At 72.5% G+C, this 24,624-nt stretch carries 21 protein-coding genes; 5 read left to right on the top strand and 16 right to left on the bottom strand.

Annotated features, from left to right (window positions below; genetic code table 11):
- Window positions 1–21: 21 nt before the first annotated feature.
- The 6 genes from BLQ34_RS11280 to BLQ34_RS19430 all read right to left on the bottom strand — a co-directional run bounded on the left by BLQ34_RS11280 (window position 22) and on the right by BLQ34_RS19430 (window position 4,355).
- On the bottom strand, window positions 22–900 hold the full coding sequence (locus BLQ34_RS11280) for a hypothetical protein (protein ID WP_091785393.1): 879 nt from the start codon (window positions 898–900) through the stop codon (window positions 22–24).
- 78 nt (window positions 901–978) lie between these two features.
- On the bottom strand, window positions 979–2,136 hold the full coding sequence (locus BLQ34_RS11275) for a hypothetical protein (protein WP_091785390.1): 1,158 nt from the start codon (window positions 2,134–2,136) through the stop codon (window positions 979–981).
- On the bottom strand, window positions 2,133–2,423 hold the full coding sequence (locus BLQ34_RS11270; RefSeq protein ID WP_091785387.1) for a hypothetical protein: 291 nt from the start codon (window positions 2,421–2,423) through the stop codon (window positions 2,133–2,135). Before BLQ34_RS11270 ends, BLQ34_RS11275 begins: the two co-directional genes overlap by 4 nt.
- A gap of 12 nt (window positions 2,424–2,435) precedes the next feature.
- Window positions 2,436–2,696, bottom strand: coding sequence for a WXG100 family type VII secretion target (locus tag BLQ34_RS11265; protein ID WP_091785385.1), 261 nt, complete (start codon window positions 2,694–2,696; stop codon window positions 2,436–2,438).
- A gap of 112 nt (window positions 2,697–2,808) precedes the next feature.
- Window positions 2,809–4,230 (bottom strand): hypothetical protein, encoded by a 1,422-nt coding sequence (locus BLQ34_RS11260; RefSeq protein ID WP_091785382.1) that lies wholly within the window; start codon window positions 4,228–4,230, stop codon window positions 2,809–2,811.
- Window positions 4,227–4,355 (bottom strand): hypothetical protein, encoded by a 129-nt coding sequence (locus BLQ34_RS19430; protein ID WP_269457287.1) that lies wholly within the window; start codon window positions 4,353–4,355, stop codon window positions 4,227–4,229. Before BLQ34_RS19430 ends, BLQ34_RS11260 begins: the two co-directional genes overlap by 4 nt.
- A 120-nt stretch (window positions 4,356–4,475) precedes the next feature.
- Between BLQ34_RS19430 and BLQ34_RS11255 the strand changes: the two genes are divergently transcribed.
- Window positions 4,476–9,128: an FtsK/SpoIIIE domain-containing protein gene (locus BLQ34_RS11255; RefSeq protein WP_157693007.1), complete on the top strand. Its 4,653-nt coding sequence runs from the start codon at window positions 4,476–4,478 to the stop codon at window positions 9,126–9,128.
- On the opposite strand, the gene BLQ34_RS11250 is transcribed toward BLQ34_RS11255, so the two are convergent.
- From BLQ34_RS11250 to BLQ34_RS11235, 4 genes are read right to left on the bottom strand one after another with little or no spacing between them, the layout of a single operon-like run.
- Window positions 9,098–10,225 (bottom strand): BTAD domain-containing putative transcriptional regulator, encoded by a 1,128-nt coding sequence (locus BLQ34_RS11250; RefSeq protein WP_172829392.1) that lies wholly within the window; start codon window positions 10,223–10,225, stop codon window positions 9,098–9,100. The two genes, BLQ34_RS11255 and BLQ34_RS11250, sit on opposite strands and share 31 nt — an antisense overlap.
- Window positions 10,222–12,108, bottom strand: coding sequence for an FHA domain-containing protein (locus tag BLQ34_RS11245; protein ID WP_091785373.1), 1,887 nt, complete (start codon window positions 12,106–12,108; stop codon window positions 10,222–10,224). Before BLQ34_RS11245 ends, BLQ34_RS11250 begins: the two co-directional genes overlap by 4 nt.
- Window positions 12,105–13,316: a PP2C family serine/threonine-protein phosphatase gene (locus BLQ34_RS19020; RefSeq protein ID WP_172829391.1), complete on the bottom strand. Its 1,212-nt coding sequence runs from the start codon at window positions 13,314–13,316 to the stop codon at window positions 12,105–12,107. Before BLQ34_RS19020 ends, BLQ34_RS11245 begins: the two co-directional genes overlap by 4 nt.
- A 14-nt stretch (window positions 13,317–13,330) precedes the next feature.
- Window positions 13,331–14,011 carry a vWA domain-containing protein gene (locus tag BLQ34_RS11235; RefSeq protein WP_157693006.1) on the bottom strand — a complete coding sequence of 227 codons (681 nt, stop codon included), beginning with the start codon at window positions 14,009–14,011 and terminating at the stop codon, window positions 13,331–13,333.
- An 82-nt stretch (window positions 14,012–14,093) separates the two neighbouring features.
- On the opposite strand from BLQ34_RS11235, the gene BLQ34_RS11230 reads away from it, so the two are divergent.
- A complete protein-coding gene (locus BLQ34_RS11230) occupies window positions 14,094–15,380 on the top strand; it encodes a protein kinase domain-containing protein (protein ID WP_157693005.1) in 1,287 nt (428 codons plus the stop codon).
- A 5-nt stretch (window positions 15,381–15,385) separates the two neighbouring features.
- On the opposite strand, the gene BLQ34_RS18800 is transcribed toward BLQ34_RS11230, so the two are convergent.
- From BLQ34_RS18800 to BLQ34_RS11200, 6 genes are all read right to left on the bottom strand, one after another.
- A complete protein-coding gene (locus BLQ34_RS18800; protein ID WP_157693004.1) occupies window positions 15,386–16,075 on the bottom strand; it encodes a hypothetical protein in 690 nt (229 codons plus the stop codon).
- Window positions 16,042–16,641 carry a hypothetical protein gene (locus BLQ34_RS11220; protein WP_091785361.1) on the bottom strand — a complete coding sequence of 200 codons (600 nt, stop codon included), beginning with the start codon at window positions 16,639–16,641 and terminating at the stop codon, window positions 16,042–16,044. The genes BLQ34_RS18800 and BLQ34_RS11220 overlap by 34 nt, the downstream gene beginning before the upstream one ends.
- 11 nt (window positions 16,642–16,652) lie before the next feature.
- Window positions 16,653–17,924, bottom strand: a complete 1,272-nt coding sequence (locus tag BLQ34_RS11215; RefSeq protein WP_091785359.1) for a hypothetical protein — start codon at window positions 17,922–17,924, stop codon at window positions 16,653–16,655.
- 10 nt (window positions 17,925–17,934) lie between these two features.
- Window positions 17,935–20,127, bottom strand: a complete 2,193-nt coding sequence (locus tag BLQ34_RS11210; RefSeq protein ID WP_091785356.1) for an ABC transporter substrate-binding protein — start codon at window positions 20,125–20,127, stop codon at window positions 17,935–17,937.
- A 292-nt stretch (window positions 20,128–20,419) separates the two neighbouring features.
- Window positions 20,420–21,271, bottom strand: coding sequence for a hypothetical protein (locus BLQ34_RS11205; protein ID WP_091785353.1), 852 nt, complete (start codon window positions 21,269–21,271; stop codon window positions 20,420–20,422).
- A gap of 105 nt (window positions 21,272–21,376) precedes the next feature.
- A complete protein-coding gene (locus tag BLQ34_RS11200; RefSeq protein WP_091785350.1) occupies window positions 21,377–21,928 on the bottom strand; it encodes a CGNR zinc finger domain-containing protein in 552 nt (183 codons plus the stop codon).
- A 156-nt stretch (window positions 21,929–22,084) separates the two neighbouring features.
- Here BLQ34_RS11200 and BLQ34_RS11195 point away from each other — a divergent pair, with 156 nt between their 5' ends.
- The 3 genes from BLQ34_RS11195 to pth all read left to right on the top strand — a co-directional run bounded on the left by BLQ34_RS11195 (window position 22,085) and on the right by pth (window position 24,599).
- Window positions 22,085–23,068 carry an EamA family transporter gene (locus BLQ34_RS11195; protein ID WP_091785348.1) on the top strand — a complete coding sequence of 328 codons (984 nt, stop codon included), beginning with the start codon at window positions 22,085–22,087 and terminating at the stop codon, window positions 23,066–23,068.
- Between the two features lie 163 nt (window positions 23,069–23,231).
- On the top strand, window positions 23,232–23,924 hold the full coding sequence (locus tag BLQ34_RS11190) for a 50S ribosomal protein L25/general stress protein Ctc (RefSeq protein ID WP_091785346.1): 693 nt from the start codon (window positions 23,232–23,234) through the stop codon (window positions 23,922–23,924).
- Between the two features lie 72 nt (window positions 23,925–23,996).
- Window positions 23,997–24,599, top strand: a complete 603-nt coding sequence (pth, locus tag BLQ34_RS11185; RefSeq protein WP_091785342.1) for an aminoacyl-tRNA hydrolase — start codon at window positions 23,997–23,999, stop codon at window positions 24,597–24,599.
- The last annotated feature ends 25 nt before the right edge of the window (window positions 24,600–24,624 follow it).

Raw genomic sequence — 24,624 nt, 5'->3', positions numbered from 1 at the left:
GCCGGCCGGGGACGTGCGGCCTCAGAGGCCGTCCCGCTTGTCGTCGTAGAACTTGTCCTCGTAGAACTTCTGCTCGAAGCGCTTCTGGTCCTCGATCACCCGCGCACGGTTGCCGCCGTCCAGGGCATCGGCGTTCTCGGCCTGGACGATGCCGGCGAACGGCTGGTTGGCAGCGATCTTGACCTCTGTCTCGTCGAACCGCTTCCGGGCCGCATCGGTGTTCATCTTGGCCAGCATCTGGGCGCCCAGGTCGGTGCTGGAGACTCCACCACCGGCGGAGGCTTTCATTCGCGCGAGGATGGCCTGTTGGCGCTCTTGGGACGCCTGCGCGGCTCCCGCCAGGGCCATCACGCCGCTGGCCATGCCGCTGCCCCCGCCGTGGTAGTAGCCGCCTCCGATGGACACGGCTGACGGCGACGGGCTGCCCGTCCCGTAGACCAGACCTCCCACCATCGTGCCGCCGACCACGGACGTCGTCAGTGACGACCCGTCCGACCCGCCGTAGACGAGACCGCCCAGGGTCACCCCTCCGACCACGGACGTGGTGACCGGGCTGGTGGCCCCGAGGACGAAGCCGCCGACCGTCGTGCCGCCGATGATCGCCGAGGACACCGATCCCACACTGCCCACGACCGATCCCATCTGCTGGCTCTGCACCGCAGCGATGGCCCGCTGCAGGACGTCGATGGCGAGTCGCAGGTAGATCTCGGTCACCATGTCGACCTGACGGACCACGGTGTCGGCCTCGGCCATGAGGGGCCCGGCGTGACGGCCGAGCCCGGGCGCGCAACAGGCCGTGCGGGTGCGCTGGGTGCTGCCGATGAGCTCCTGCGACACGTCGCGGAGCAGGACCCCCGCCCATGCGAGCTCGTGCGGGTCCAGCCAGATCCAGTCAGTCATGGTGTCCTCCTCGGGTCGCCTGCTCCGTGATCGTCGCCTTCGTGGAAGGCGTCGAGTTCTCAGGAAACCCGTTGGCGCTTAAGGGCTGCTGAAGTCGAGTGCGCGGGTCAGGCTCGCGCCCACCGCGGAGTCCTCGGACGGGGTGAGGACAGCCGACTCGAGGTCGTCCGTGGGGTCGACCGACCAGAGCCGGCCGTCGGCGTCCTCGACCCAGCAGTTCTCGAAGATCGCAGCGTCGTCCCCCCGCTGACGCACGCCACGGATGGAGATGAGGGCGCGGGAACCCCGGAGCTGTTCGGGACCGGTGGAGCTGTCCACGCAGCCCTGCACCTCCGTGAATCTCGCGGTGAAGCGTTCGGCACTCCCCATGTCGCCGGAACCGCCTGGATCGCCTTGACCGGGGGGATCGTCGGTCCGGACCTCGGGCGGCGGCGCCAGCAGGCCGGCATACCTCTCGACGGCCTGGCCGGCGGGGCTCACGGAGAGCTCGAGCAGGCCCCAGCCGCCCGGGCCCAGCGTCGCGACCACACCGTCCCGCCCGCCGATGAGGGAGGTGGAGTGCACTCCCGCCCCGGCCGCCCTGGAGGCCAGCAGCATGCGGTCGCCGTCGAGCAGCAGGGTCAGGGCCGCCCCCAGCTCGGCGACGGGCACGAGCCGGTCGCCCTCGGGCACGAGCAGCCCACGGGCGTGCAAGGAGCCTCGGGCGGCGAGGTGGGCTGCCCGACGCACCTCGTCCGACGCGTCGGGCGGGTAGGCAGCGGGACTGAGGGGCGGGGCGGCCAGCCCGGTCACGTCGGCCAGGGCCAGGACGTCCTCGGCGGCGAGGACGAATCGGGCCCGGTTGGCCCGGACCAGGTCCGCGAGCAGGCCCTCCACATCGTCACCGGAGGGGGCGCGGACCATCGCCACGGCGACTGCGCCCTGGGTGTCGAAGTACGCGGCCATCGAAGTGGACGAGCCGTCCATCGCCTGGGTGAACGCGCGGGTGAGGTAGCTGCCCCCCAGCCCGTCGGCGTGCTCGGTGAGGGCACCGGGCGTCAGGTCACCGGCGTCGGCGAGCGCCGCCGCGTGCTCCTCGGCGACGCTGCGCAGCTGGTCAGGAGCCGGGGGCGCGGCCCCGGTTGCCGGGATGGCCCACAGGGTCACGTCGGCGTCGCTGCCGGTGGCGCTCAGGAACAGCACGTCGACCCCGGACCACATGGTCTGCGGGGTCGACCTGCTCTCCGTGGTCGTCACGTCAGCCCTGCTGCGCGACGGGCCGCGATCTCGGCCTCGGCCTGCACGGCACAGGTGTCGAGCCACTGGGCCAGCTCGACCAGCCGCGCGGCGAGCTGGCCGGATGCCGACGCGGCTGCCGCGATGCTGGTGCGGAAGATGTCCGCGGAAGGGCCGGCGTAGGCCATGCTCGCGGCCTTCTGTGCGGTGGAGCGCGCGGCGGAGACGATCACTTCCGCCTCCCGCCGCAGCTGCACGGCGGTCCCGCGCAGTGCGACGGGGTCCTCGGCGATACCCGTGACGGACATGGCGTTGACGGACTAGCTGCCGGCCTGGGCGAGCGCCTCACGACGGCGGCTCACCTCGGACGAGCAGTCGGACAAGGCCTCACCGAGGCGACGCAGGGCCGTCTCGAACTCGGTGTTCCAGGCGGAGCGGAAGCGGTCTGCGGCGGGGCCTTCCCACCGCGTGTTCTGCAGCTGCGAGCGGATGGAGGAGCTGAGCTCCTCGACCGACTGGCTGTTGCGGGTGAAGACCTGCTGAAGGGTCATGAGCTGCTCGAGGTCGCCGGCGATGGCCATGGTGTGCTCCTTGTGTCGGTTCCGACGCGGTGTCGGTGGGTGGATGGGACGAGGAAACCGGGAGGCGCTGAAGAGGCGCTGAAGACGAGGCGGGGAGGGGCGCCGACGCACGTCACAACGGGAACGCCCGCTTGCAGGTGAAGTTCGGGTTGCACTGCACGGCGAAGGTGTAGACGCCCGTGCTGACGTAGCCACCGCCCTCGATCGTGTAACGGACCTTCGTCGTGTAGGGACCGTTGCGGGTGTAGTGGTAGTTGATCCGCTTCCCGGAGACCGAGACCGTGCCGGTGCCGGAGATGACCTTGGCCGAAGTGAGCTTCCAGCTCTTCACCGTGCCGGTCGCCTCGGCGGTGTCCCACGTGAAGCAGGCTCGGTAGGGGAGCCCCTTCTTGGGCTTCAGGACGCAGCCCGACGAGCCCGTGTAGGTCACGTATGTCATCGTCGTGCCGCTCAGGTTGCGGGCACGCAGCTTCGCTGCGTTGACCACCACGGTCGACCGCACGGTCCGGGGCGCAGCGGTGACCGTGACGGTCTCCACAGAGGTGCTCGTCGAGGTCACGGTGGACGTGCTCACCGTGGGGGTCGCCGCCACGAGGGCGGCCTTCGGCGCAGGCGTCAGCTGGCGGGCGCCGATGCCGCCCACGACGAGGGCCGCGACCACCGCCGCACCACCCATGGCCAGCACCCGACCGCGACTCATGGTGACGAGCGTCGGGGTAGGCGCCCGGTCGCCGTGGCTCGGCGCGTGCGGGCCCCGTGGGGTGGCCGGGAAAGGACCCGATGTCGGACTCGGTGCCGGACCGGCTGTCGGACCCGCTGTCGGACCCGCTGTCGGACCCGCTGTCGGACCCGGTGTCGGACCCGGGGGTGGTCCGGCGGGTCCGCCGCGGTCCAGGGGGATCTCGGTCGGTGCGGCGGGCTCGACGAAGGCTGCTGCGGTGCCCGGGCGGCTCGCTCGCGGTGCGGAGGCGGCAGGCCCGGGTCCCGGCGCGACGGTCCGCGGCTCTGGGGCGGTGCCCCGCGGCTCGCCTGCGACGGCCCGGGGCTCGGGTGCGACGGCTCGCGGTTCGGGTGCGACGGCTCGCGGCTCTGGGGCGACGGCCCGGGGCTCGGGTGCGACGGTCCGCGGCTCCGGCGCGACGGCTCGCGGCTCCGGGGCAGGGGCCGGTCGGTGCCAGGCCGCGTCGGCGTGCCGACGGGGTGCGGTGGTGCCCGCCGTCAGGGCCGAGCGCCACAAGTCGATCGCCGAGCGCGCCATCTCGACGGTCAGGCCTCGGTGCGTCATCGCCCGCACGAGGACTTCCTCGTCGCCGTCCATGCCGGTGTCGGTGACCGCTGCGGTGACGCTGGCCGGCACCCGCTCCTCGGCGGCCATGACCAGGGCGTCGATGTCGGCGCGCCAGTCGCGCGAGCGGTCACCCAGCGCATCCGAGAGCAGGGCGCGCACACGCTCCGGGTGCTCGGCGACCCGTCGGCCGTGATCGGCCAGCACGTTGCGCAGCGCGCGCACCAGCCCGTCCTCTGCCTCGCTCACGACGGCATCCTGCTGCCGCGGTGCGAGCCGTCCATCACCTTCGGCTCCATCGCCACTCCTCCGACCGTCCCCAACGGTGCGTCGCCGGGGATGACCTGTGCGAAGTCGAGCACACGAGCGACCACGGGGAATCCGGCAAAAGGCGGAGTGGGTGCTCATCCGGGCGACGGCTCCCCACCCGGACATTTGGAGATTGTCTTCAGGGACGGCCTGGGCGCCGACGCCCAGCGAGTCGACGCACCGTCGTGACGACACTGCGAGAGGTGGCGATGATCGGGCGAATGCTGCTGCGGTTCGTGTCCGGTCCGGATGCGGGACTCGTCTGGCCGGTGGTCGAGCGCACCGCGGTGGGCCGGGGACAGGAGGCCGGGCTCCGGCTCACGGACCCGTCCGTGTCGCGCCGCCACGCCTTGGTCGAGCTCCGTGACGGCGGGATGCTGGTGGTGGACACCGGCTCACGCACCGGCACGCGGGTCGACTCTCGTCAGGTCACCGCGCCCGTCCTGGTGCGGCCAGGGGGACAGGTGGCCTTCGGTGAGTCCACCGCGGTCGTCCTGGAGGTGCGGGCGGCTCCGCCGGGTTCGGCCGAGGCAGTGCTGGTGGCCACCCACCACGGTGTCGAGACGGCCCGCGTGCCGGTGCGGGCCGAGGTGCTGCTGGGCCGTGAGGCGACGAGTGACCTCCACCTCGACGACCCCAGCGTGTCCCGGCGGCATGCGACGGTCAGCGCCACCCCCGACGGGCTCCTGCTGGCCGACCTCGACTCCTTCAACGGCACCAAGGTGAATGGTCAGCGAGTCGGGGGGACCAGGGCTCTCCTTCCGGGTGACACCATCACCCTCGGGCGCTCGCGAACGCTGGTGTCCGTGGTCTCGGCCCGGCGCGGACGCGCGCCTGCCACCGAGCTCCAGGTCCGCTCCGAGACCGGGATGGCCGTCCAGGCCGTCACGCTCGGCACCCAGGACCAGACCTCGGTCGGCGACGTGGCGGCCGCCCTCGCGGCATACCTCGACCTCACGGCCGGTGCGCGCACGTCCTGGTGCCTCTACCGGCGTGAGGACGGCTCGCTCCTGCGCAACACCGACGCCTGGGGCTCCGTGCCCCTTCGGCGCGGCGACGTCCTGACCGTCGCCGCGTTCGACGAGGCCCTCGTCCCCGCCGCGTCCGCCGGCGACCCACCCTTCGCCGACGCCCCTGACACCACGGTCAACACCCCGCCGAGGGCGACGGCACCGGTGTCGTTGGTGGAGGTGGCCGCCCCGGACCTTCCCGAAGGCACCGAGCTGTCCGGCCGGGGGGTCGGCTGGCAGGTCGCGGCTGGACTGGTCGCCGTCCTGGCCGCAGGCGTGGTGGCGGTCCGCTACCCGGCGGCCATGCTGTTCGCCGGGGTCGCGGCGGTGGCCGGCCTGGCCACCATCGGCTTCGGCATCCTCGGTGACCAGTCGAGGCGCAAGCACGGCGTGAAGACGTTCCACGCCGAGCTGGGCCGGCTCGACGAACGCCTCGAGGGGATCGGACGCGCGCAGGCCGAGGCGCTGCGCACCCTCAGCCCCGAGCGCGCCGAGCTGGCCACGTGGGTGGCGACCCAGGGTCCACGCTTGTGGGAGCGACGCCTCGGCGACGAGGACTTCCTCAGGATCCGACTCGGGACCGGCGCGCGTGCGCGCGCGGCCAAGGTCACCGGGACCGGAGCGCGGCGCCCGGCGAGCGGCCGGTATGCCGATGAGCTGGCCGCGTGCCGCCACCTCCACTCCGCCACCCCGGACGTCCCGATCATCACCCCGTCCGCAGGAGTCGTGGGGCTCGCCGGCCCCCGGACGGTCATCACCGCGATGACCGCCTCGGCCGTCCTCGAGGCAGCGATCCTCCACGCACCTTCCGCCCTGAAGGTCGTCGTCGTCGGCGCGGGCCCCGACTGGGGCTGGGTGCGGTGGCTCCCGCACGTGTCGCGGGCGTCCGCACGGCTCCTGGCGACCGGCGCCGTCGACGCGGGCGACCTCGGGACCGCGCTGCGGGTCGAGTCCGGGGGCAGCGGCGCAGCGCAGCCGAAGGTGCTGCTGGTGGTCGGGCAGGGAGGCTCCCAGCACGCTGCGGTCATCGACGCCATCCGTGCGGTGAGCTCCCAGGGCGGTCTGGTCCTCGTGATGGACGACGAGGCCCGGTCACTGCCCCCGGAGTGCCAGGTGGTGTGCCGGGCGGCTGCCTCACTCCACGTCGTCGCTGAGGGACTGTGGGAGGACGGGCCGATCGGTCCCTTCATCGCGTCGTCGGTGGACCCGGAGACGGCGGGACGGATCGCAGTGGGCCTCGGGCGGTTGCGTGACCCGAGGTCCCAGGCGGCGGGCGGGGCCGGATCCCGAGGTGTCCTCGAGCTCTCCGGGCTGTCCGACTCGGTGCGCGTCAGCGAGCGCTGGCTGGCTCCCGGCCCCGGGGTGCAGAGCGTGTTCGGTGCGGATGACCAGGGGGAACCGGTGTCGGTCGACCTCCGCCGCGACGGTCCGCACGGGATCATCGCCGGCACGACGGGCGCCGGCAAGAGCGAGCTGCTGTTGTCGTTCATCGCTTCCCTCGTCGCCCAGCACCCGCCCGACCGGCTGGCCCTCTTCCTCATCGACTTCAAGGGCGGAGCCACCTTCGCGGCCCTGGAGCGGCTGCCCCACGTCGTGGGCTACGTGACCGACCTCGACGCCTCCGAGCGGCTCTCGGAGCGCGCGTTCACGTCGCTGGACGCTGAGATCTCCCGCCGCAAGCGGGTGCTCGCGGACCACGGGGTGCCCGATCTCGCGGCCTACGAACGACTCGAAGCGGCGCCGTCGATGCCCACCCTCCTCGTCGTCATCGACGAGTTCGCGCTCCTGGTCACCGAGCAGCCCCGTGTGAAGCCGAGGCTGGACGCCATTGCGGCACAAGGGAGAAGCCTCGGGATCCATCTTCTGCTGGCCACCCAGTCCCCCGGAGGGGTGATCACCCCGGCCATCCGAGCGAACACCAACATCTGGCTCTGCCTCCGGGTCGTCAACGACTCGGAGTCCATGGAGATCCTGGGCTCGAGGGATGCCGCCCAGATCCCCAACGACGCACCCGGACGGGCCTATCTCCGGCGCGGGGCCGAGCGCACGCTGGTCGGCTTCCAGACCGCACGGGTGACGATCGGCAGCGCCGGCTCGGGCCCGGTCGACGTCCGGGTGTCGCCCTTCGGCGAGCCACCGCCGCCCACGTGGCACCCCGAGTCCCGGAGCGGGGCGCCGGTGCGCACCGAGCTCGACCGGCTCGTGTCGGACGCGGCGCACGCACACAGTGCTCGCGGTGCGACGGCCCCGCCCTCGCTCTGGATCCCCCCGTTGACCCACGACCTGGGGCCAGACGACCCTGCGCTGGCAGCCTCCGCGGTCGACCGACCCCATGACCCCGACCGGCTCACCGTGCGACTCGGGCTGCTCGACGAGCCCGAGGCGGCCCGCCAGCGCCCTTACGACGTCGACGTCGCCCTGACCAACGTGCTGGTGAGCGGCGTGTTCCGGTCAGGGCGCACGACGGCCGTACGGCGCATCGTCGCCGAGCTCGTGCGGGCTCGGTCGCCACGGCTGCTCCACCTCTACGTCATCGACGGACGAGGCGGTCTGCGTGAGGTGGCGGACCTGCCGCACACCGGCGGCCACACCGGAGTCCACGACCTGGAGCTGCTCGCCGGCCTCGTCGACAGGGTCGGACGGGTCGTGGAGCAGCGTCGGGAGCACGGCTTCGACCCGGCGACGGATGCCCGCGTGGTGCTGGTCGTGGACGACTACCCGACGTTCCGCGAGGCCAGCCAGCCGATCCTCCAGGACCGCCTCAACGACCAGCTCCTCAGCCTCGTTGCGCAAGGGCGGAGCCTGGGAGTGCACGTCGTGATGACCTGCGGTCAGGTGAACGACCTGCGCCTGACACTGGCCTCGCACTTCCAGACGAAGATCCTCCTGCGCCAGCCGGAGGCCGTCGACTACGCCGTGGTCGACGTGCGCCTGGGCCCCGGCGAGATGCCCGAGGACCTCCCCGGGCGAGCGCTGGTCCGCGGGGGGCACGAGGTCCAGATCGTCAATCAGCTGGCCGTGCCGCCGACCGCCGAAGGCGACTCGGACGGTCGGCCGTCCCGGCTCGTCCGGTTGCCCACCGACCACAGCGAGGACGCCGCTGCCGGTCTGGAGAGCTGGCCGCCCGGACAGGTGCCGATCGGAGTGGGCGGCGACGATGCCGCACCGGTCTGGCTCGGTCCCCGCCACGGACCGCACCTGGTCGTGCTGGGGGAGTCGCTCACCGGGCGCACCACGGCGTTGCGGACCGTGGCGGGTCGCCTGCTCGCGGAGGACCCCACCCGTGTGCTGGCGGTCGTCACCCGGCGTCGCGGTTCGGCCGCAGGGTGGGACTCGATGCCCCGGCGGATCGCTCTGGCGGAGGGACCCGAGGACCTCAACGACCTGCTCGACGCGGTGGAGGCCAGCCCGGCGCCGGTGGTCCTGGTGGTCGACGACGCCGAGGCGCTCGGTGCCTCGGCGTCCGCAGGCGATCGGCTGGAGCGATTGCTGCGGGACGCCCGGGGCTCCGGTCTCCGCTCGGTGGTCGGGGCGCGCACCGCGGACTGGGCCAGGCTCTTCGACGGCTGGGCGCGCTATCTCGCGAGCCTGCGCGTCGCACTCCTCCTGGCGCCCACGCCGGAGGCGGCGATGGCTGCGGAGACCAGGCTCCCCGCCACGGTCGTGCCGATGGTGCAGGGCCGGGGGTTCCTGGTGGCGGGTGGACGCGCCGAGCTGGTGCAGGTGACGAGGCTGGTCGAGCGCCCCCACGAGGAGGCCCGACCGGTGACCGAGCTGGCCGTCCCCGTCAGCCGAGATCACGAGGTCACGTCGGAGCCTGCCTCGTAACGCACGATGAGTGGACCGATCTCGATGCGGTCGGCGTGGGAGAGGTGACGGCCCTCGGGTCCGGGGAGGACGGGCTCACCGTTGACCGCGGTGCCGTTGGTGGACCCGAGGTCCTCGATGCTGTGGCCACGACTCGTCGCGGCGATCCGGGCATGGGTGCGGCTCACGTCCCGGTGGTCGAGCACGATCTCGCAGTCCGGGTGGCGTCCCACCACCGCTCCGCGCCGACCCAGCACGAGGCGTCGGCCGTCCGGGAGCACGACTGCGGCGGCTGCCGACGCGCCGGTGGCCACGTGCGTCACCGCGGACCCTGACGGTGGTCGTCGCATCCGTCCACCGAGCTCGGGGTCCTGGGCCAGCACCCGGCGCTCCACCTCGAGGAGCCCCGGCCCGGGCTCGACACCCAGCTCGGTGGCCAGGAGGCGGCGGGCGCGCCGCAGCGTCGTGAGCGCGTCGGACTGTCGTCCGGCCTGGTAGAGCAAGGTGGCTCGCAGTCCCCAGAGCTCCTCGTGGAACGGGTTCGCGGCCAGCTCCTTCTCGACGGGCGGCAGCGCCTCGTCGTGGGCTCCGAGGGCAGCGAGGCAGCGCAGCCATCCCACGAGCGTGGCGAGTCTGGCCTCCTCGAGCTGGCGTCGCTCGACCGCGACGTAGGGAGCGAAGTCGAGGTCGGCCAGTGCGGTGCCGCGCCACTGGTCCAGCGCAGCGCGGTATGCCGTGGCTGCACCGTCATGGTCCCCGCGGGACTCGCGGCGCGCCGCAGCCGCTCGGTCCCGGTCGAACAGCTCGACGTCCAGCGTGCCCGGCGGGAGCATGAGGCGGTATCCCGGCGCCTGGGTGACCAGCGACGCGGTGAGGCCGGCCGGCGCGAGCACCTTGCGCAGGCTCGCGACGTACACCTGGACCACGTTCACGACGGTGGACGGCGGGTCGTCGCCCCAGAGCTCGTCGATGATCGCCGCCACGGGCTTGACGCGGCCCGATGCCAGCGCGAGGAGGGCCAGCAGCGCCCGATGGCGCGGTGCGCCGAGGGCGAGGGACGTCTCCCCGACCCTCAGGTCCACGGGGCCGAGCAGGAGGAGGCGTGCCGGATCCGTCATGACAGCGTGTAGGTGAGGGTGGCGATGCGCTCGTGGTTGGCGCCGAGCCCGACCTCGATGACGTAGGCCCCCGGGCTGAGCGGCTCGCCGATGTCGACCGTCGCGGTGAAGCATCCGCTGCCGGGGAGCCGAAGGGGCCACTGCGGTGCACTCGACGTGCGTCCGATGCGCCGGAGGCCGTCCGCCTTGCGGGTCACCGTGACCAACCAGTCCTGGTGGGGGAGCTCGGACAAGTCGCGGTAGGTCACGAGGACACCCAGCAGCCGGCTCGTGCTGCGTGTGCCGCCGGTGGCGCAGCCGGCCGCGATTCCCGGTGCCGTTCCGGCCGGGCCGAGGGTCAGGTCGGAGACCACCCCTTCGGTCTCGGCTGCGACCCAGGGGCTCGTGTAGGCGCGACCGCGCACGGCGGCGTCGAGGAGCGGCCGAGCCAGGTCGACGGGGACCAGTCCAGCGAGCAGGCTGTCCTCGCGGGACTGCTTGTTGAGGGTCGGCACCGCGATGATCCGTCCGGAGGCGTCGGCGGCGAGGCCTCCCGAGTTGCCCGGGTTGAGCCTGGCGTCGCTGTTGAAGAGGGAGACACCGCCCTTGAGGCGCTTGTCGTGGACCGTGCCCGAGACCACCCCCCGCGTGAAGGTCGCGGCATCCGACTGGGCCAGCCCGGGGAATCCGACGACCCAGACCGGGTCCGCCGACCTGACCTCTGCCGAGCTGGCCAGCTCCACACCGACGAGCTCGTCGAGGGCTCCTTGCGAAAGCGCAGAACCCTTGGCATCACTCGTGATTCGCAGGACAGTGAGATCGAGGTAGCCGTCGGCGGCCACGACCTCGGCCCGGAACCTCTCGGCGGCTGGCTGGTCGCGGCCACCGGAGACCGCGATCGTGATCGTCTTCGGCGCCGGGGGCAGTGACTGCTCGAGCTCACTCTGCACGACCCCCTGCCCCGGAGCGTTCGGCGCAGCCACGTGGGCATTGGTGAGGATGAGCCCGCGCTCCGCGTCGACGACGGTGCCCGAGCCCGTGCCGCTGTCGGTGATGACTCGCACGGTCGCCCGGGCCAGTCGGTCGAGGTCCGGCTCCGACGGGCCGGACACGGCCCGAGCCAGGGCCCAGCCGCCGACACCGACCACGACGAGTGCCGCCACCACGACGGCAGCCACCGTCGTGTGCTGTCGGCGCACGCCGTCCGCGAACCGGCTGAGCGGGTCGGCGCGACGAGCCGGGGACGGAGCGGCCTGGCTCGAGACCAGCAGCCGCTCCCCGACATCGGGGTCGCCCAGCATCACCTCGACGGTGCCACTGACCGGGATCCGGGCCACCCTGCGCCCTTGCGTGAAGACACCCCCGGTGCTGCCGGTGTCCACGACCTCCCACTGCGTCCCGGTGTGGCGCACCTCGAGGTGGTGACGCGAGACCCGGGGGTTGTGCGAGACGATCGTCGCGTCGTCGGCCCGCCCCACCACCGCGGTCTGGCCGGTGGCCAGCCGGCAGGACTGGCCGGCGCACTCGAGCAGCAGCTCGTCACCTGCGGTCAGGGTGGCTGCGTCGAGCGCAGCGTCGGCGACGAGCGGACCGCCGGGACGCTGTGCCAGGGACTGGGTCTCCACCCGGATGCTGACGGCCTTGTCGCCCTGGCCCAGCACGATCTCATCGGCCGGGGAGAGCACGAGCTCGCGCACCCGCTGCCCCTCGACCCAGCTGCCCAGCGAGCTGGACTGGTCGCGGAACGTCCAGCAGCCACCCTCGGACTCGAAGATCCCGTGGTGGCGCGACACGACCGGTGAGTCGAGCCGGATCGTGCAGTCGTGGTCACGGCCGATCGACACGGTCGTGCCCGGTTCGTGGACGGTCCGACCTCCGGGGGTGGTGACGACGAGGCTGGTCATGACCGCGCACCCTTGGGCTTGGTGGTCGGGGACGGAGGGCTCGGGAGCGACGACTGGACCGGGGGCGCGGTGGTCGTCGGCGTACCGGTCGACCGGGTGCCCGGGGCCTTGGTCGTCGTCGCCTTGGTCGTCGTCGCCTTGCTCGTCGTCGACTTGGTCTTCGTGGTCCCGGCGCCGGACGGGGTCGGCGTGGCGCCGGCCGACGTCGCTGGGACGCCGGTCGTCGGGAGCCCCGTCGGCGTGCTCGCGGTGGACGCGGTGCTGCTCGTCGGGGAGGTGCCGGTGGGGGTCGTGGCGACCATGATCGGTGTCTCCCGGGGGTCTGGCGTGGCACCTCGTGCGGCCAGGCCCACGGCGGTGGCGGTGGTCACTGCGAGAGCGGCCAGCGCCCCGGTGGCGAGCCAGGCGGACCTGCGCCGGCGAGGACTTTCGGGAAGGCGGCTGAGCAGCACGAGCGTGACGTCGTCACCGCCGACAGCGGCGGAGTCGGCGGCCCAGCTGTCGAGTGCGCCGGCGACCTCCTCGAAGCCGTGCGCGCCGAGCTCGTTGACGAGGTCGGCCATCACCTCGTCCTCCCAGCCCTCGCTCGCGAACGAGTTGCCGTACCCGTCGGTCGACAGGAGGATCGCGGAGCCATCGCCGAAATATGCTGTGCCCCAACGGAAGTCAGCCAATGCGGTGGGGAGGCACAGGCTTGTCGTCTCGTTGGCGACCAGTCGGTCGTCACCGGGCACCAGGTGCTCGACGCGCTGCGGCGCGGCACCCAGCGCACTGCCGTCACCGATCTGCGCGACAGCGACGACGTCGCCCGCCGCGAAAGCGACGATGAGGGTCGCGCCGTAGAGGATCGCCGGGTCGAGGGGCCCGTCGCCGGCCTTCTCGACCTCTTCGGCGGTCAGAGGGTGCAGGGCGTAGTGCTCGTCCACGGCGGCCCGCCACGCAGGCACGAGCCGGCCGGGAAGGGAGTGGGCTGCCGATGAGGCGTCGGGACGTCTGACGGACAACAGCTCGGCGCCGAGCTCCATCGACAGCCGGACGGCCAGCCGCGAACCCACCTGGCTGCGGACGTAACGTCGACCGCCGTGCCCGTCTGCCACCGCTGCCACGACGCAGGCACCGACTCGCTCCACGGCATACGCATCCTGGTTGGGGGCGCCCGTGCGCTCGTGGGAGGAGCCCCGGCGGCTCGCTCCCTCGGCGATCCACACTGGACGCCCCTGGTTCACCAGACCACCTCCGAGGCATCCGCGGGGGCCGCGTGCGGCGCCCGCCCCGGCACCGGTTCGGCGGCTGGGACCAGGGCGGAGGCGACCCGTGACACGTGGGTCGACGCCCAGCGGATGGCCGCGACGAGGTCCTCAGGGTTGTTGGCCCGCACCGGCTCGGCGTCGGGGTCGCCCATGAACCGCACCAGCATCGCGTGGTCGGCATCCCGACCGATCCCGACGGCGATGCGGACGCTGCGTGCTCCCCACGGCTCGGCCTCCAGGCGTTCCAGCGACTCGGTGTACTCGTCCGTGGGCATGCCGTCCGAGATGAGCACCACGGCCGGTGGCAGCGCTCGGCTCTCCATGGGTGGCACCGTCAGCACCGACCTGAGCAGGTCGAGGCCGGCGCTGAGGTCGGTGTAGCCGCCGCTGGCCAGGTCGTCCCAGACCAGCTGGTCGACCGGTGTCGGTGTCTCCACGTGCCAGCGAGCCCCCGTGCCGAAGGCGATGCACCGAACCAGCAGCTCGGCGTGGGGGTTGCCGTCCGCCACCTCGCTGAGGTGGGGCAGCGCCTCGCGGATGGCGGCGTTGAGAGCGCGCATCTTGCCGTCACTGGCCATCGACCCGGAACAGTCCGCGAGGATGAAGAAGTGCAGGGGCCGTTGGGCCAGTCTGCTCCCGGGTCGTTCAGGCATCGCAGCACCTCCGGCCAATCGGTCCCCGGGACCACGCCGTGGGTGCCATCATGAGCGTGGTCGAGGATGGGAGGGCCAGCTGGTGGTCAGGCCCGGTGACGTGGTGACGTTGCGGCGCTCTGCCACGCAGTGGACGGTGGGCAGGCTCCTCGGCGAGGGCGGCCAGGGCACGGTGCACGAGCTGGTGCCGCAGGACGGCTCGGCGCGACGGCTCGCGCTCAAGTGGTATGCCGCGCGGTCGGTCAGCGAGAAGCAGCGGCTTGCCATCACGGCCGTCGCAGCGAGGCACAGCCCGGGTCCGATGTTCCTGTGGCCCATGGAAGTGGTCAGCGCGCCGGACGGCAGCTTCGGCTACGTGATGCCGATCCGACCGCCCGAGTTCGTGGGCCTGGGGGAGATGCTCAGGGGGCGCGTCGACGTGACACCGTCCCTCGCGGTGCGGCTCAGCCTCGGCCTGGCACACGGGTTCCTGCTGCTGCACTCGCAGGGCCTCTGCTACCGCGACATCAGCTTCGGCAACGTCTCCTTCGACCCTCGGTCGGGCGCCATCCTGATCTGCGACAACGACAACGTGGGCGTGGACGGTGAGAGCGAGAGCGGGGTCCTCGGGACGCGCCGCTTCATGGCGCCCGAGATCGTGCGAGGAGAAGCGAAGCCGGGCAGCGAGACCGATCTCTACTCCCTGGCCGTGCTCATCTTCTACGTCCTGATGGTGCACCATCCCCTCCTCGGTCGGCGCGAGCTCGAGTACGCCTGCCTGGACCGGGACGCCGAGGGGGACCTGTTCGGCGAGCGCCCGCTGTTCGTCTTCGATCCCGACGACGACTCCAACGCGCCCGATCCGGTGGAGCACCAGACCGTCCTGGCGAACTGGGCCATCCACCCGGACCCGGTCAAGCGGCTCTTCGTCCAGGCCTTCGGCGAGGGCATCCGCAACCCGCAGCGCCGGGTGCGGGAGAGCGTCTGGCGGGTCAACCTGGCCCGGCTCCTCGACGCCGTCCGGAGCTGTGACGCGTGCGGTCGCGAGAACTTCTCCGGCGCCGGCGTGCCGACCACGTGCTGGGGGTGCTCCGCGGTCCTCCCCCCGCCCCTGCGGTTGGTCTTCCCCCACACCGAGCTCGCGCTCGGAGCAGGCACCCGGGTCTACCGCCACCACGTCGCGAAGGACTACGACTACGAACGCACCATCGGCGAGGTCACCCGCCACCCCACCCGAGACGTGTGGGGACTGCGCAACACGAGCACTGCAGGGTGGGAGGCCAGGATCCCCGGCCGCGAGGTCGCCGTCATCGCCCCCGGGCAAGCCGTGGCCCTCGTCCCGGACACCCTGCTGCGCTTCGGTGACGTCGAGGCCCGGCTGGCGACCTGAGGGACTCATCGGTGACCTGCCGCTGACGCATCGGTGGGCAGCGTGGCGGGCGTGCGGGAGGCGATGGCCTCGGCGAGCCCCTTGCGGCGGCTGAGCCAGACGTCGCCGTCGGGCGTCAACAGCAGCCGGGTCGGCTGGCCCGGTGCGAGCCGGACCGCGGACCAGGGTTGGTTGACCTCAGCCGACGAGGTCTTGGAAGTCGCCGAGTACCAACGGAACCCGTGGTCGTCCGCAACCATCACCCCGTTGCGCACGAGCTTGGTGGGGATCAGGATCCCGATGGCCGTCACCACCGCCAGCGCGATCCCTCGCAGTGGACCGCCGGGGAGGAACATGGCCCCGATGGCCAGGACCAGCAGCACGGCCAGCGCAGCGAACCGGAGGTCGGGGTTCTTGCCACGAAAGGCGTAGTAGGCGGTGGGAGGAGAAGGCTCGTGTGACACCGCCTGGCCGATGGCCAGTCGCTGCGACGGCGGGAAGGGGGCCGCTGGGCCGTCTGGCCCGGAGGGGCCGGCCGGACTGGACGGGCCGCCTTGGACTGCGTGGCCGCCCTGGACTGCGTGGCCGCCCGGGACTGCGGGGGAGGCGCCGAGCCTCTCGTCCTGTCCACGACGTGCCCCGGCGTCGGCCGATCCCGGAGCCCGTTCGGGGGGCAGGGCGATCACCGACGACCGGTCGGGCAGCTCAGTGGCCATCGGGTCGAGTCCACGGTCGGGGGCAGGACGGTCGAGGCGTCCTGCGCCCCCGCGGTGACCGGGAAGTCCCGGTTGCTCCCGGTCCCCACGTCCTCCGCGTCGCCGTCGGGGAAGGCGTCCTCGCCTGAGACCCGACCGCCGCCGGAGACCGGAGCGGGCTCGAGCGAGGAGGTGCTCCCCGAAGAGGGGGTGGAGACCAGCCAGCCGCCGTCCGACGCGTGCCGCGCGACCGGCTCGAGCTGCGCGTCGATGTCGAGGGCGCGCACCCAGAGCCCGATCGCGGTGTGGGCCGCCTCGTCCGTCCAGCCGCGTGCCTGCGCAAGGATCTGGGCGTGGCGGTCGACATCGGCGGCGCTCAGGGGAGCGGCCGCCAGCAGCTCCGCGGGGACGTTCTCGTCGAGGGCGGTCACGACGAGGTGCACCTGCGCGCGGTAGGTGTGGGCGTCGTCGCCGAGCAGCCTGGACAGCTTGAGGCGGAGCTGCGAGGGCTGGCCGGCGAAGGCCGAGGGGTCCCCGGCGAGCGCGACGGCAAGGGCTTCGCCCACCGGGTCGGACCAGCGGTTCATCAGCGTCCTCCTCAGTAGCAGGTCATCTGCTGGTTGCAGTAGACCGTGATCGAGATGTAGCCCCAGTTGCTGGTGACACCGCTGCCGGTCAGGCGGTACTTGACGGTGTCGGTGAAGTAGCCGTTGTGGTGGGGCTTGTAGAGGATCGTCTTGCCGTCGATCGACACGGAGCCGTGGCCCTGCACGGACTGTGCGCTGGAGATGGACCACGTCGTGACGGTCCCCTTCTTCACCACGTTCAGCCGCCACTGGCAGACGTTGTTGGCCGCGTGGGGAGGGACGAAGTCGACGCACTGGTTGATCCCGGTCTCGTAGAACTGCGGGGTCCAGGAGGCGCTGGAGTTCCCGGCGACGAGCGTCTTGGGGGCGGGCGGCGGGGGCGGGGGCGGTGCGGGCTTCTTGGTTGCCGAAGCCGTCTTGACCGGGGTCGACGAGCTGGTCGGCTTCGGCCTGGTCGTGCTCTTCGGCGTCGTGCTGGACGGCCGCGCCGGCGCTGTCTTGGTGGTCGCGGCCTTCTTGGTGGGGGTGGTGGTCGGTTTCCTGGTGGGCCTGGTCGTCACGGCCGGCCCGGTCGTCGGCGGTGCCGTCGTCGTGATGGCGGAGGTGGTGCTCGTCGGCGCCGGGCGCAGGGCGGAGTCGGCGAGGACCGTCCTGGTCGGGTCGTCACCCGTCGTCGAGAACCACGCGACCGCACCGACGATCGCCAGGACGGCGGCCGCGGCTCCTGCCATCGCCCGTCGTCCCAGGTGGAGGACGTGTCGGCGGCTCGCCGGGCGCTCCGCCGCCACCGGGAACCCGAGGATGCCAGTGGCGCCCTCGGACTGACCCTCCGCCGCTGCTTCGGGCGGAAGCGCGGCAGGGAGCTCGGTCGCCGGGTCGGAGAGCGACCCACCGCCCACGCCCGATCCGGCCGACGTGAGTCCACCGGTGACGCTCAGGCTGGTCACCGAGCCCAGGGCGGAGGCCCACGCGCTGATGGCGTAGTCGGCCGCGCCGTCGGAGAGCCCACGCTCCACGAGGCGCGAGCGCAGTCGGGTGTCGTCGAGCGCGACGTCCGACTCCGTGAGCACCGAGTCCTCGCGCCCCACGAGCGTCGCCGGCACCCCCTCCTCGCTCGCGAGGGCGATGGCGTCGATCTCCGATCGGTGGTCGCGTGCGGTCACGCCAAGGGCGTCGGAGAGCACGGCTCGCACCCGGTCGGGGCTCTCGCCGACTCGACGGCCCAGGTCGCGCACGGCGCGATGGAGGGCCTCGGCTGTTGCGTCGGGCAGGTTGTCGGTCATGACGGTTCCTTCAGGACTCGGCGGGGGCGAGGGAGATGCGGAGGGGGTCGAGGACCCCGGAGAACTCGATGGACGTCGTGGCACCGCGCACGGCGGAGCCGCTGCCGACGAGGGAGGCCCGGTTCGCGAGCGGCACCAGGAGGGAGAGGACGGCGATCACGTCGTCGACGCTGCGCCAGGCCGCGTCGCGGTCGGGTCCCGGCGGGGTGCCGATGGCGCGGTCGATGGCGGTGGTGACGGTCTTGGCCTCGGCAGCCGACGGGCCGACGGCGAACCGCGGGTCGACCAGCTGCGCCGTCGCGGAGCGGTTGAGGCTGTCGACGTAGTCGGTTCGCACCGCGTCGTACGTCGTCGTCCCTGCCGCCGTCGCGATGGCCTCCACGTAGGCGGCTCGGCTTCCCCTGAAGGCGACGAGGTCGACCTTGAAGCCGGCCTGGCGCCATCCCGCGGCCAGCGCAGTCATCGCACGCTCGGACTCGGGGCTGGCGTGGAAGGCCACCTTGAGGCGCGGCTTGTCGCCGGCCAGCAGCGACCGTGCCTGCGCCACGTCGAACGCGACCGAAGGACTGCTGTGGTAGGTGCCCGCCGTGGAGCGCTGCACCATCGACACGGCGGGTCCTCCCATGGCGGCGACGTACGACAACCGGTCGGTGGAGAGCGCGAAGGCCCGGCGGTAGGCCGTGGAGGACATCGTGGTCGTCCTGAGGTTGGGCACGAGCATCTCCGTCACCCCGGCCGGCGCCACCTGCGTCCGGTCCGGGGACTGCGCGAAGGCCTTGTCGGCAGACGCCGGCAGAGGGCTCAGGGTGACCGAGCGGCGGAACTCGACGGCATCGGTCGCCAGCCCCGATGCGACGTCGTCGACGTCCGTGGTGGTGATGGAGAGGCGATCCGGGACAGCGGGTCGCAGGGAGTCGGCCTGCCGCGACCAGTGTGCGTTGCGCACCAAGGTTGCCGCGTCCGCCGCGGAAGCCTCCACGACGTAGGGCCCGCTGGACATCGAACGCTTGCCGGGCCCCAACGGGGCTGCGGCTCGGTATGGCGCCAGCTCGGGGAGCGCCAGGTAGCGCGGGAACTCGTACTCGGGCCCGAGCAGGCGGATCGTCAGGTCGGACCCGGAGCACCGCACCGCGCTGTCGAAGGCGGCCCGGCCCGCGGTGCCTGCGCCCTTGTAGACGGGTAGGCCGTCCGAGGTGTGGGGAACGTCGATGAGGATGGCGGCTTCGTAGGAGTAGCCGAAGAACCGGGCGGCGCCGAAGGCTCGGGCCACCCCGGCTTTGGCGTCAGCGCACGTCACCGGGCTCCCGTCCTCCCAGTGCGCGTCCGGCCGCAGTGCGAACACCCACGTCCTGCCCTTGTCGACGGTCTGCCCGGTCGTGGTGGCCAGGTCGGCGACCAGCGTGCCCGGCTCGTCGTCGGCGGCTGCGGCGAAAGCGACGAGCCCGCGGTAGAGGGCGCGGTTCATCAACAGGCGCAAGCCCGGGTCGGTCGTCTCCATGGGGTCCCAGGTCAGGCCGCCGCTGGTGGTCAGCCGCAAGGTGCCACCCTGGGCCGCGACCGGTCGGGTGTCGGCCTTGCTGGGTCCGTCGGGCCACAGGATCGTGGCCCCCACGGTCCCTGCGACGATGACCGCCACGAGTCCGGCTGCGACTCCTGCCGTCCTGCCGCGGGCGAAGGGGAACCGCGCGGGACCCTGGGCCGGATTCGTCCTGGGCTCGCGGTCCGGCTCCGGCCCCTTCGACGGGTGCGAGGGCCGAGTGGGCACCGGCTCGACGGTGGGGGTCCTGTGCGTGGGTGCAGGCAACGAGGTCGCCGCGGCGGACAGCAGGTCTCCTCCGCTGGACGGTGCTGACGGGTCCGACCGCATCGACGACGACAGGGACTCGGACACCGGCGCCTCCAGGGCCGAGGCCCAGGCGAGGGTCGCCCCGGCCGCCCGCTCGGTGGTGAGGCCCCGGGCCTCGAGCAGTCCCACACCCTCGGTCACCGCGGTGTCGGCCGAGTCCACGGTGTCGAGCAGCAGTGCCGGGATCCCCTCCTCGCACGCCACGACGAGGGCGTCCACCTCGGCCCGGAAGTCTCGTCCGCCCACTCCCAGGAGGTCGGACAGCAGGCCGCGGACCCGGTCGGGCTGGAGGCCGACCAGTCGGCCGTGGTCGCGCAGCACCTGCGCGAGCGCCTCTTGGGGGTCCGGCCTATCCATGGGAGCCAGCACAGTCGCCTGCCCTGAAGGGTCGCTGAAGGGACTGGTCGCGGCGGTCGCAGGCCCCCTGGCCGCGGGGGCAGGCCAGAGTCAGCGCACCGCCCACCTGCCCATCGACCATGTGCCCGGCCCTTCACCACGCATATGACGCCTGGCGAAAAGTGTGCTGCTCAGCGGTGGCACACCCATCCCGCAAAGGGATGAGGGTGGGAGGAATGGGGCGGGGGTTTGCCTGCGGTTGCCCGATGAGCCTCGCGAGTGGAGCGGGTTGCCGTGGTCTGCGTCGGCGGGGTCAGCGGTTGGCGTCGACCTGGGCGACGAGGTCGGCGATCTCGGGCTGGTGGCCCGTCTCGGCGACCGTGACGAAGCCGCCACCCTCCTTGCGGTAGAGCCCACCACGCTCGTCGATGCCGGCGATCCGGGGGTTGTCGACCAGCAGCAGGTGCCCGCCCTCGCTCAGCGAGGCGTGGATCGCGGTGAGGCCCTGGAGGAGCCGCGCGTCGTCGAAGTAGAGCCGCCGCAGCAGGTTCGCGACCTTGACGACGTCGACCGGCTGCGGCCAGGTCGTGAAGACGTCGTGCGTGCGGGTCCGCATCCTCGGATCGGCGGCGATGACCCGGCGCACGGTGGGGTTGAGCAGCGGGATCGTCGTGCGCTGCTGTCGGCGGGCCCGTCGCAGGGTGCGCGCGTAGAGCCGGGCCACGGCGGTCGACATCTCCGGCCAGGCGAGCAGCCGCGGGCCCACGACCAGGACCGGCTCGTCCTTCGTGTCGAAGAAGACGGTGCGACGCCCGACGTCGACGTGCGACACCTCGAGGTAGAGGTCGGCGATCGTGTAGGTCGAGAAGTCACCCAGGCGGGCGGCCAGGTCGGCGGAGGTCGACCCGTCGGAGGCGCCGATGTCGACGATGTCGGCACCGGTGGTGTCCACCCCCGAGACGAGCAGGTCGTCGGACTCCGGGTGCCGGTTGGTGCCGGTGATCTTGTAGGTCCCGCCGAAGTGGAAGGCCTTCATGGCCTCGCGGAACTGCTCGGGCGTCGTGTCGGTCACGACGACCCGCGGGTCGGCCCAGACGAAGCGGCCCAGGGTGCGCTCGACGACAGCCGGCCAGGCGCCCCCGACCAGCCTGATGGGTGCGAACACCGAGTCCCCCTCCTCGTTCGTGCAGTCCAGCTCTCCGGCCCGCGAGCGATCAGGATAGGGGCCGACCGCCCCGCCGCGCTGCCGAGCCTAGGAGCTGGCGCCCGGTCAGGGGGTGGTGGCCTTGCGGGCCCGGTATGCCGCGACGTTGGCCCGGTTGCCGCAGCCTCCGTCGCAGAACCGCTTGGACCGGTTCTTGGAGAGGTCGACCACGACGTCCTCGCAGTCGTCGGCCGCGCACACCCGCAACCGGCCGAGCTCGTCGGCCCGGATCACGTCGACCATCGCCATCGCGGCCTCGACCGCCATCCGGGTGGGCAGGGGTGCTTCGGGAGGCGTGGCGTGCAGGTGCCACGACCACCCGCCGTGCCGCACCAGCTGGGGGAGCGCGCCCGCCTCGGCCAACAACTCGTTGACGAGGGCGACCGCCTCGTCGGTGTCTGCGGTCCAGAGCCGTCGCAGCCGGGGTCGCAGCGCGTGCACGGCCGCGAGCTCGGACTCCTCGCCGGTGTGCGAGCCGGTCCACTCCCAGTCGCGGACGAAGGCATCCAGGTCCGTCACGGAGGCGAGGTCCTCGGTGTCGGTGGCCAGGGTCGCCGCCGTGTTGACCAGCGCGGCGGCCCCTCGCAGCGCCACCTCCGTGTCATGGGCAAAAAGCATCTTGACTCCTGAACCACGCGGTCGATACCGTGACGCTGACGTCAGGAGTATAAGACGTTTGACTGGTTACGGGCCTCGGGTTCGGGTGGGTCCCGATGAGTTCGGACGTGCTGGCTGGTCACAGTCACGAGAGCAGCACCGCGGAAGGAGCAGGCCATGGCGGCTGGGACGAGGAGCCACACGGGGTGGGGCCTGTGGCTCGCTCTCGCGTCCGCGGCCACCTTTGGCAGCAGCGGCCCGTTCGCGAAGTCGCTGCTGGTCGAGGGCTGGAGCTCGGGAGCCATCGTGCTGCTCCGGGTCGCCGGGGCCACCCTCGTGCTGGCCGCCCCGACCACGCTCGCCCTGCGCGGTCGCTGGTCGCTGGTGCGCACCAACCTGTGGAGCATCCTCGCCTACGGTGCGGTCGCCGTGGCCGGTTGCCAGGTCGCCTACTTCTATGCTGTGCAGCGGCTCGACGTCGGCGTCGCCCTCCTGCTGGAGTACCTCGGCGTTGTCCTCGTCGTGCTCTGGGTCTGGCTGCGCACCCGACGCGCCCCCGGCGCCCTGACCGGTCTCGGGGTCGTCCTCGCGGTCCTCGGGCTGGTGCTCGTCCTCGACCTGTCCGGCCAGAGCCGTCCCGACCTCGTCGGGGTCGCCTGGGGCCTGGTCGCGGCCACCGGCCTGGCGACCTTCTTCGTCCTCGCCGCCGAGGACAGCAGCCTGCCGCCGGTCGCGCTCGCTGGCCTCGGCATGGGTGCCGGCTCGGTCGTCCTGGGCGCGCTCGGAGCCGTCGGGGTCATCCCGCTCACCTTCGTCGACACCCGGGTCGAGCTGATGGGCCGGGGCGCGCCCTGGTGGGTCGCGATCGGTGAGCTCGCCCTCATCGCCGCGGCCGCGGCATACCTGCTCGGGGTCACGGCGGCCCGCATGCTGGGGTCGACGGTCGCGTCCTTCGTCGGGCTCACCGAGGTGCTGTTCGCGGTGCTCTTCGCGTGGCTGCTGCTCGACGAGCTCCCCGGACTCATGCAGCTGGCCGGCGGGGTCTGCATCGTGGGCGGCGTCGTGGCGGTCCGGCTCGGCGAGCTGCGCCGGGCCCGAGCCGAGCGCGGTCGGGCCGCGGCCGAAGAGACGGATTTCCCTCTGCCCGCAGGCGTCGCCTAGACTCTCGGGGTTGCCTCGGCGAGGGACACAGCACGGCCACCAGCTCCACCTCTGCACCAACCGGCCGGCACCGTCCGTGATTCGACGCGGTGTGGTCTCCGTGCTGCGCCCCGCGTCGAGGCCCACCGCATCCTCGAGTCCCCCATTCGCACAGGAGATTTCCGTGTCTGACAACAAGCTCGTCGCCGAGACGCGCACCCAGTTCGGCAAGGGCGCCGCCCGCAAGATTCGCCGCGACCACAAGATCCCCGCCGTCATGTACGGCCACGGCGCCGAGCCGGTGCACATCACCCTGCCCGGCCACGACACGATGATGGCGCTCAAGGTCGCCAACGCGCTGCTCACCATCGTCATCGACGGTGACGAGCAGCTCGCCCTGGCCAAGGACGTGCAGCGCGACCCGATCAAGCCCGTCATCGAGCACATCGACCTCGTCATCGTCCGCAAGGGCGAGAAGGTCACCGTCGACGTGCCGGTGCACGTCGAGGGCGAGGCCGCTGCCGAGACCGTCGTCACCGTGGACGCCCAGACCATCCAGCTCGAGGTCGAGGCCACCAACATCCCCGAGAACGTCGTGGTCTCCGTCGAGGGCCTCGAGGCCGGCACGCAGATCAAGGCGTCCGAGCTCGAGCTCCCGGCCGGTTCGACCCTGGTCGTCGACGCCGACACCCTGGTCGTCAACATCACCCAGCAGATCTCGCAGGAGGCGCTCGACGCCGAGATGGCCGAGGCCGAGGCCGAGGCCGGCATCGAGCACGAGGAGGCCGGCGAGGGCGAGGCCGCCGAGGGCGAGCAGCCCGAGGCTGCCGAGGGCGAGGCCACCGAGGGCGGGCAGGCCGAGTCCGAGGACGCCTGAGTCCCGCACTCCGTCTGTATGCCGGAAGGCCAGGTCAGTCACTGACCTGGCCTTCCGGCATACTTGCGCCCCGTGAGTGACGACGGCACCTGGCTCGTGGTGGGACTGGGCAACCCCGGTCCCAGGTACGCCGGGAACCGGCACAACGTCGGCGCCATGGTCGTCAACGAGCTCGCCGCGCGCGGTGGCACGAAGCTGACGACGCACAAGGCCCGGGCCTCCGCGGCGACGGTGCGGATCGGCACCCTGCCCGGAGGGGCGCCGGGCCCGGCCGCGGTCGTGGCCGTCCCGTCGTCCTACATGAACGAGTCGGGCGGCCCGGTCAAGGCGCTGATGACGTTCTTCTCGGTGGCGGTGGACCGGCTCGTCGTCGTCCACGACGAGCTCGACATCCCGGCCGGCGACGTCCGGTTGAAGAAGGGCGGGGGAGAGGGCGGCCACAACGGCCTGCGCTCCATCTCGTCGGCGCTCGGCACCAAGGACTACCTGCGGGTGCGGGTCGGGATCGGCCGGCCCCCGGGGCGGATGGACGCCGCCGACTTCGTGCTGCGGGACTTCGGGACGGCCGAGCGCAAGGAGCTGCCGTTCCTCCTCGGCGACGCCGCGGACGCCGCCGAGATGGTCGTGACCGAGGGGATTCTCCACGCCCAGCAGAGGTTCCACTCACCAGCCTGACGCGAACCGCCCGGTCGTCTCCCCC

The organism is Pedococcus dokdonensis (assembly GCF_900104525.1).
Classification (GTDB): domain Bacteria; phylum Actinomycetota; class Actinomycetes; order Actinomycetales; family Dermatophilaceae; genus Pedococcus; species Pedococcus dokdonensis.
This window is presented reverse-complemented; position numbering and strand designations above follow the sequence as displayed.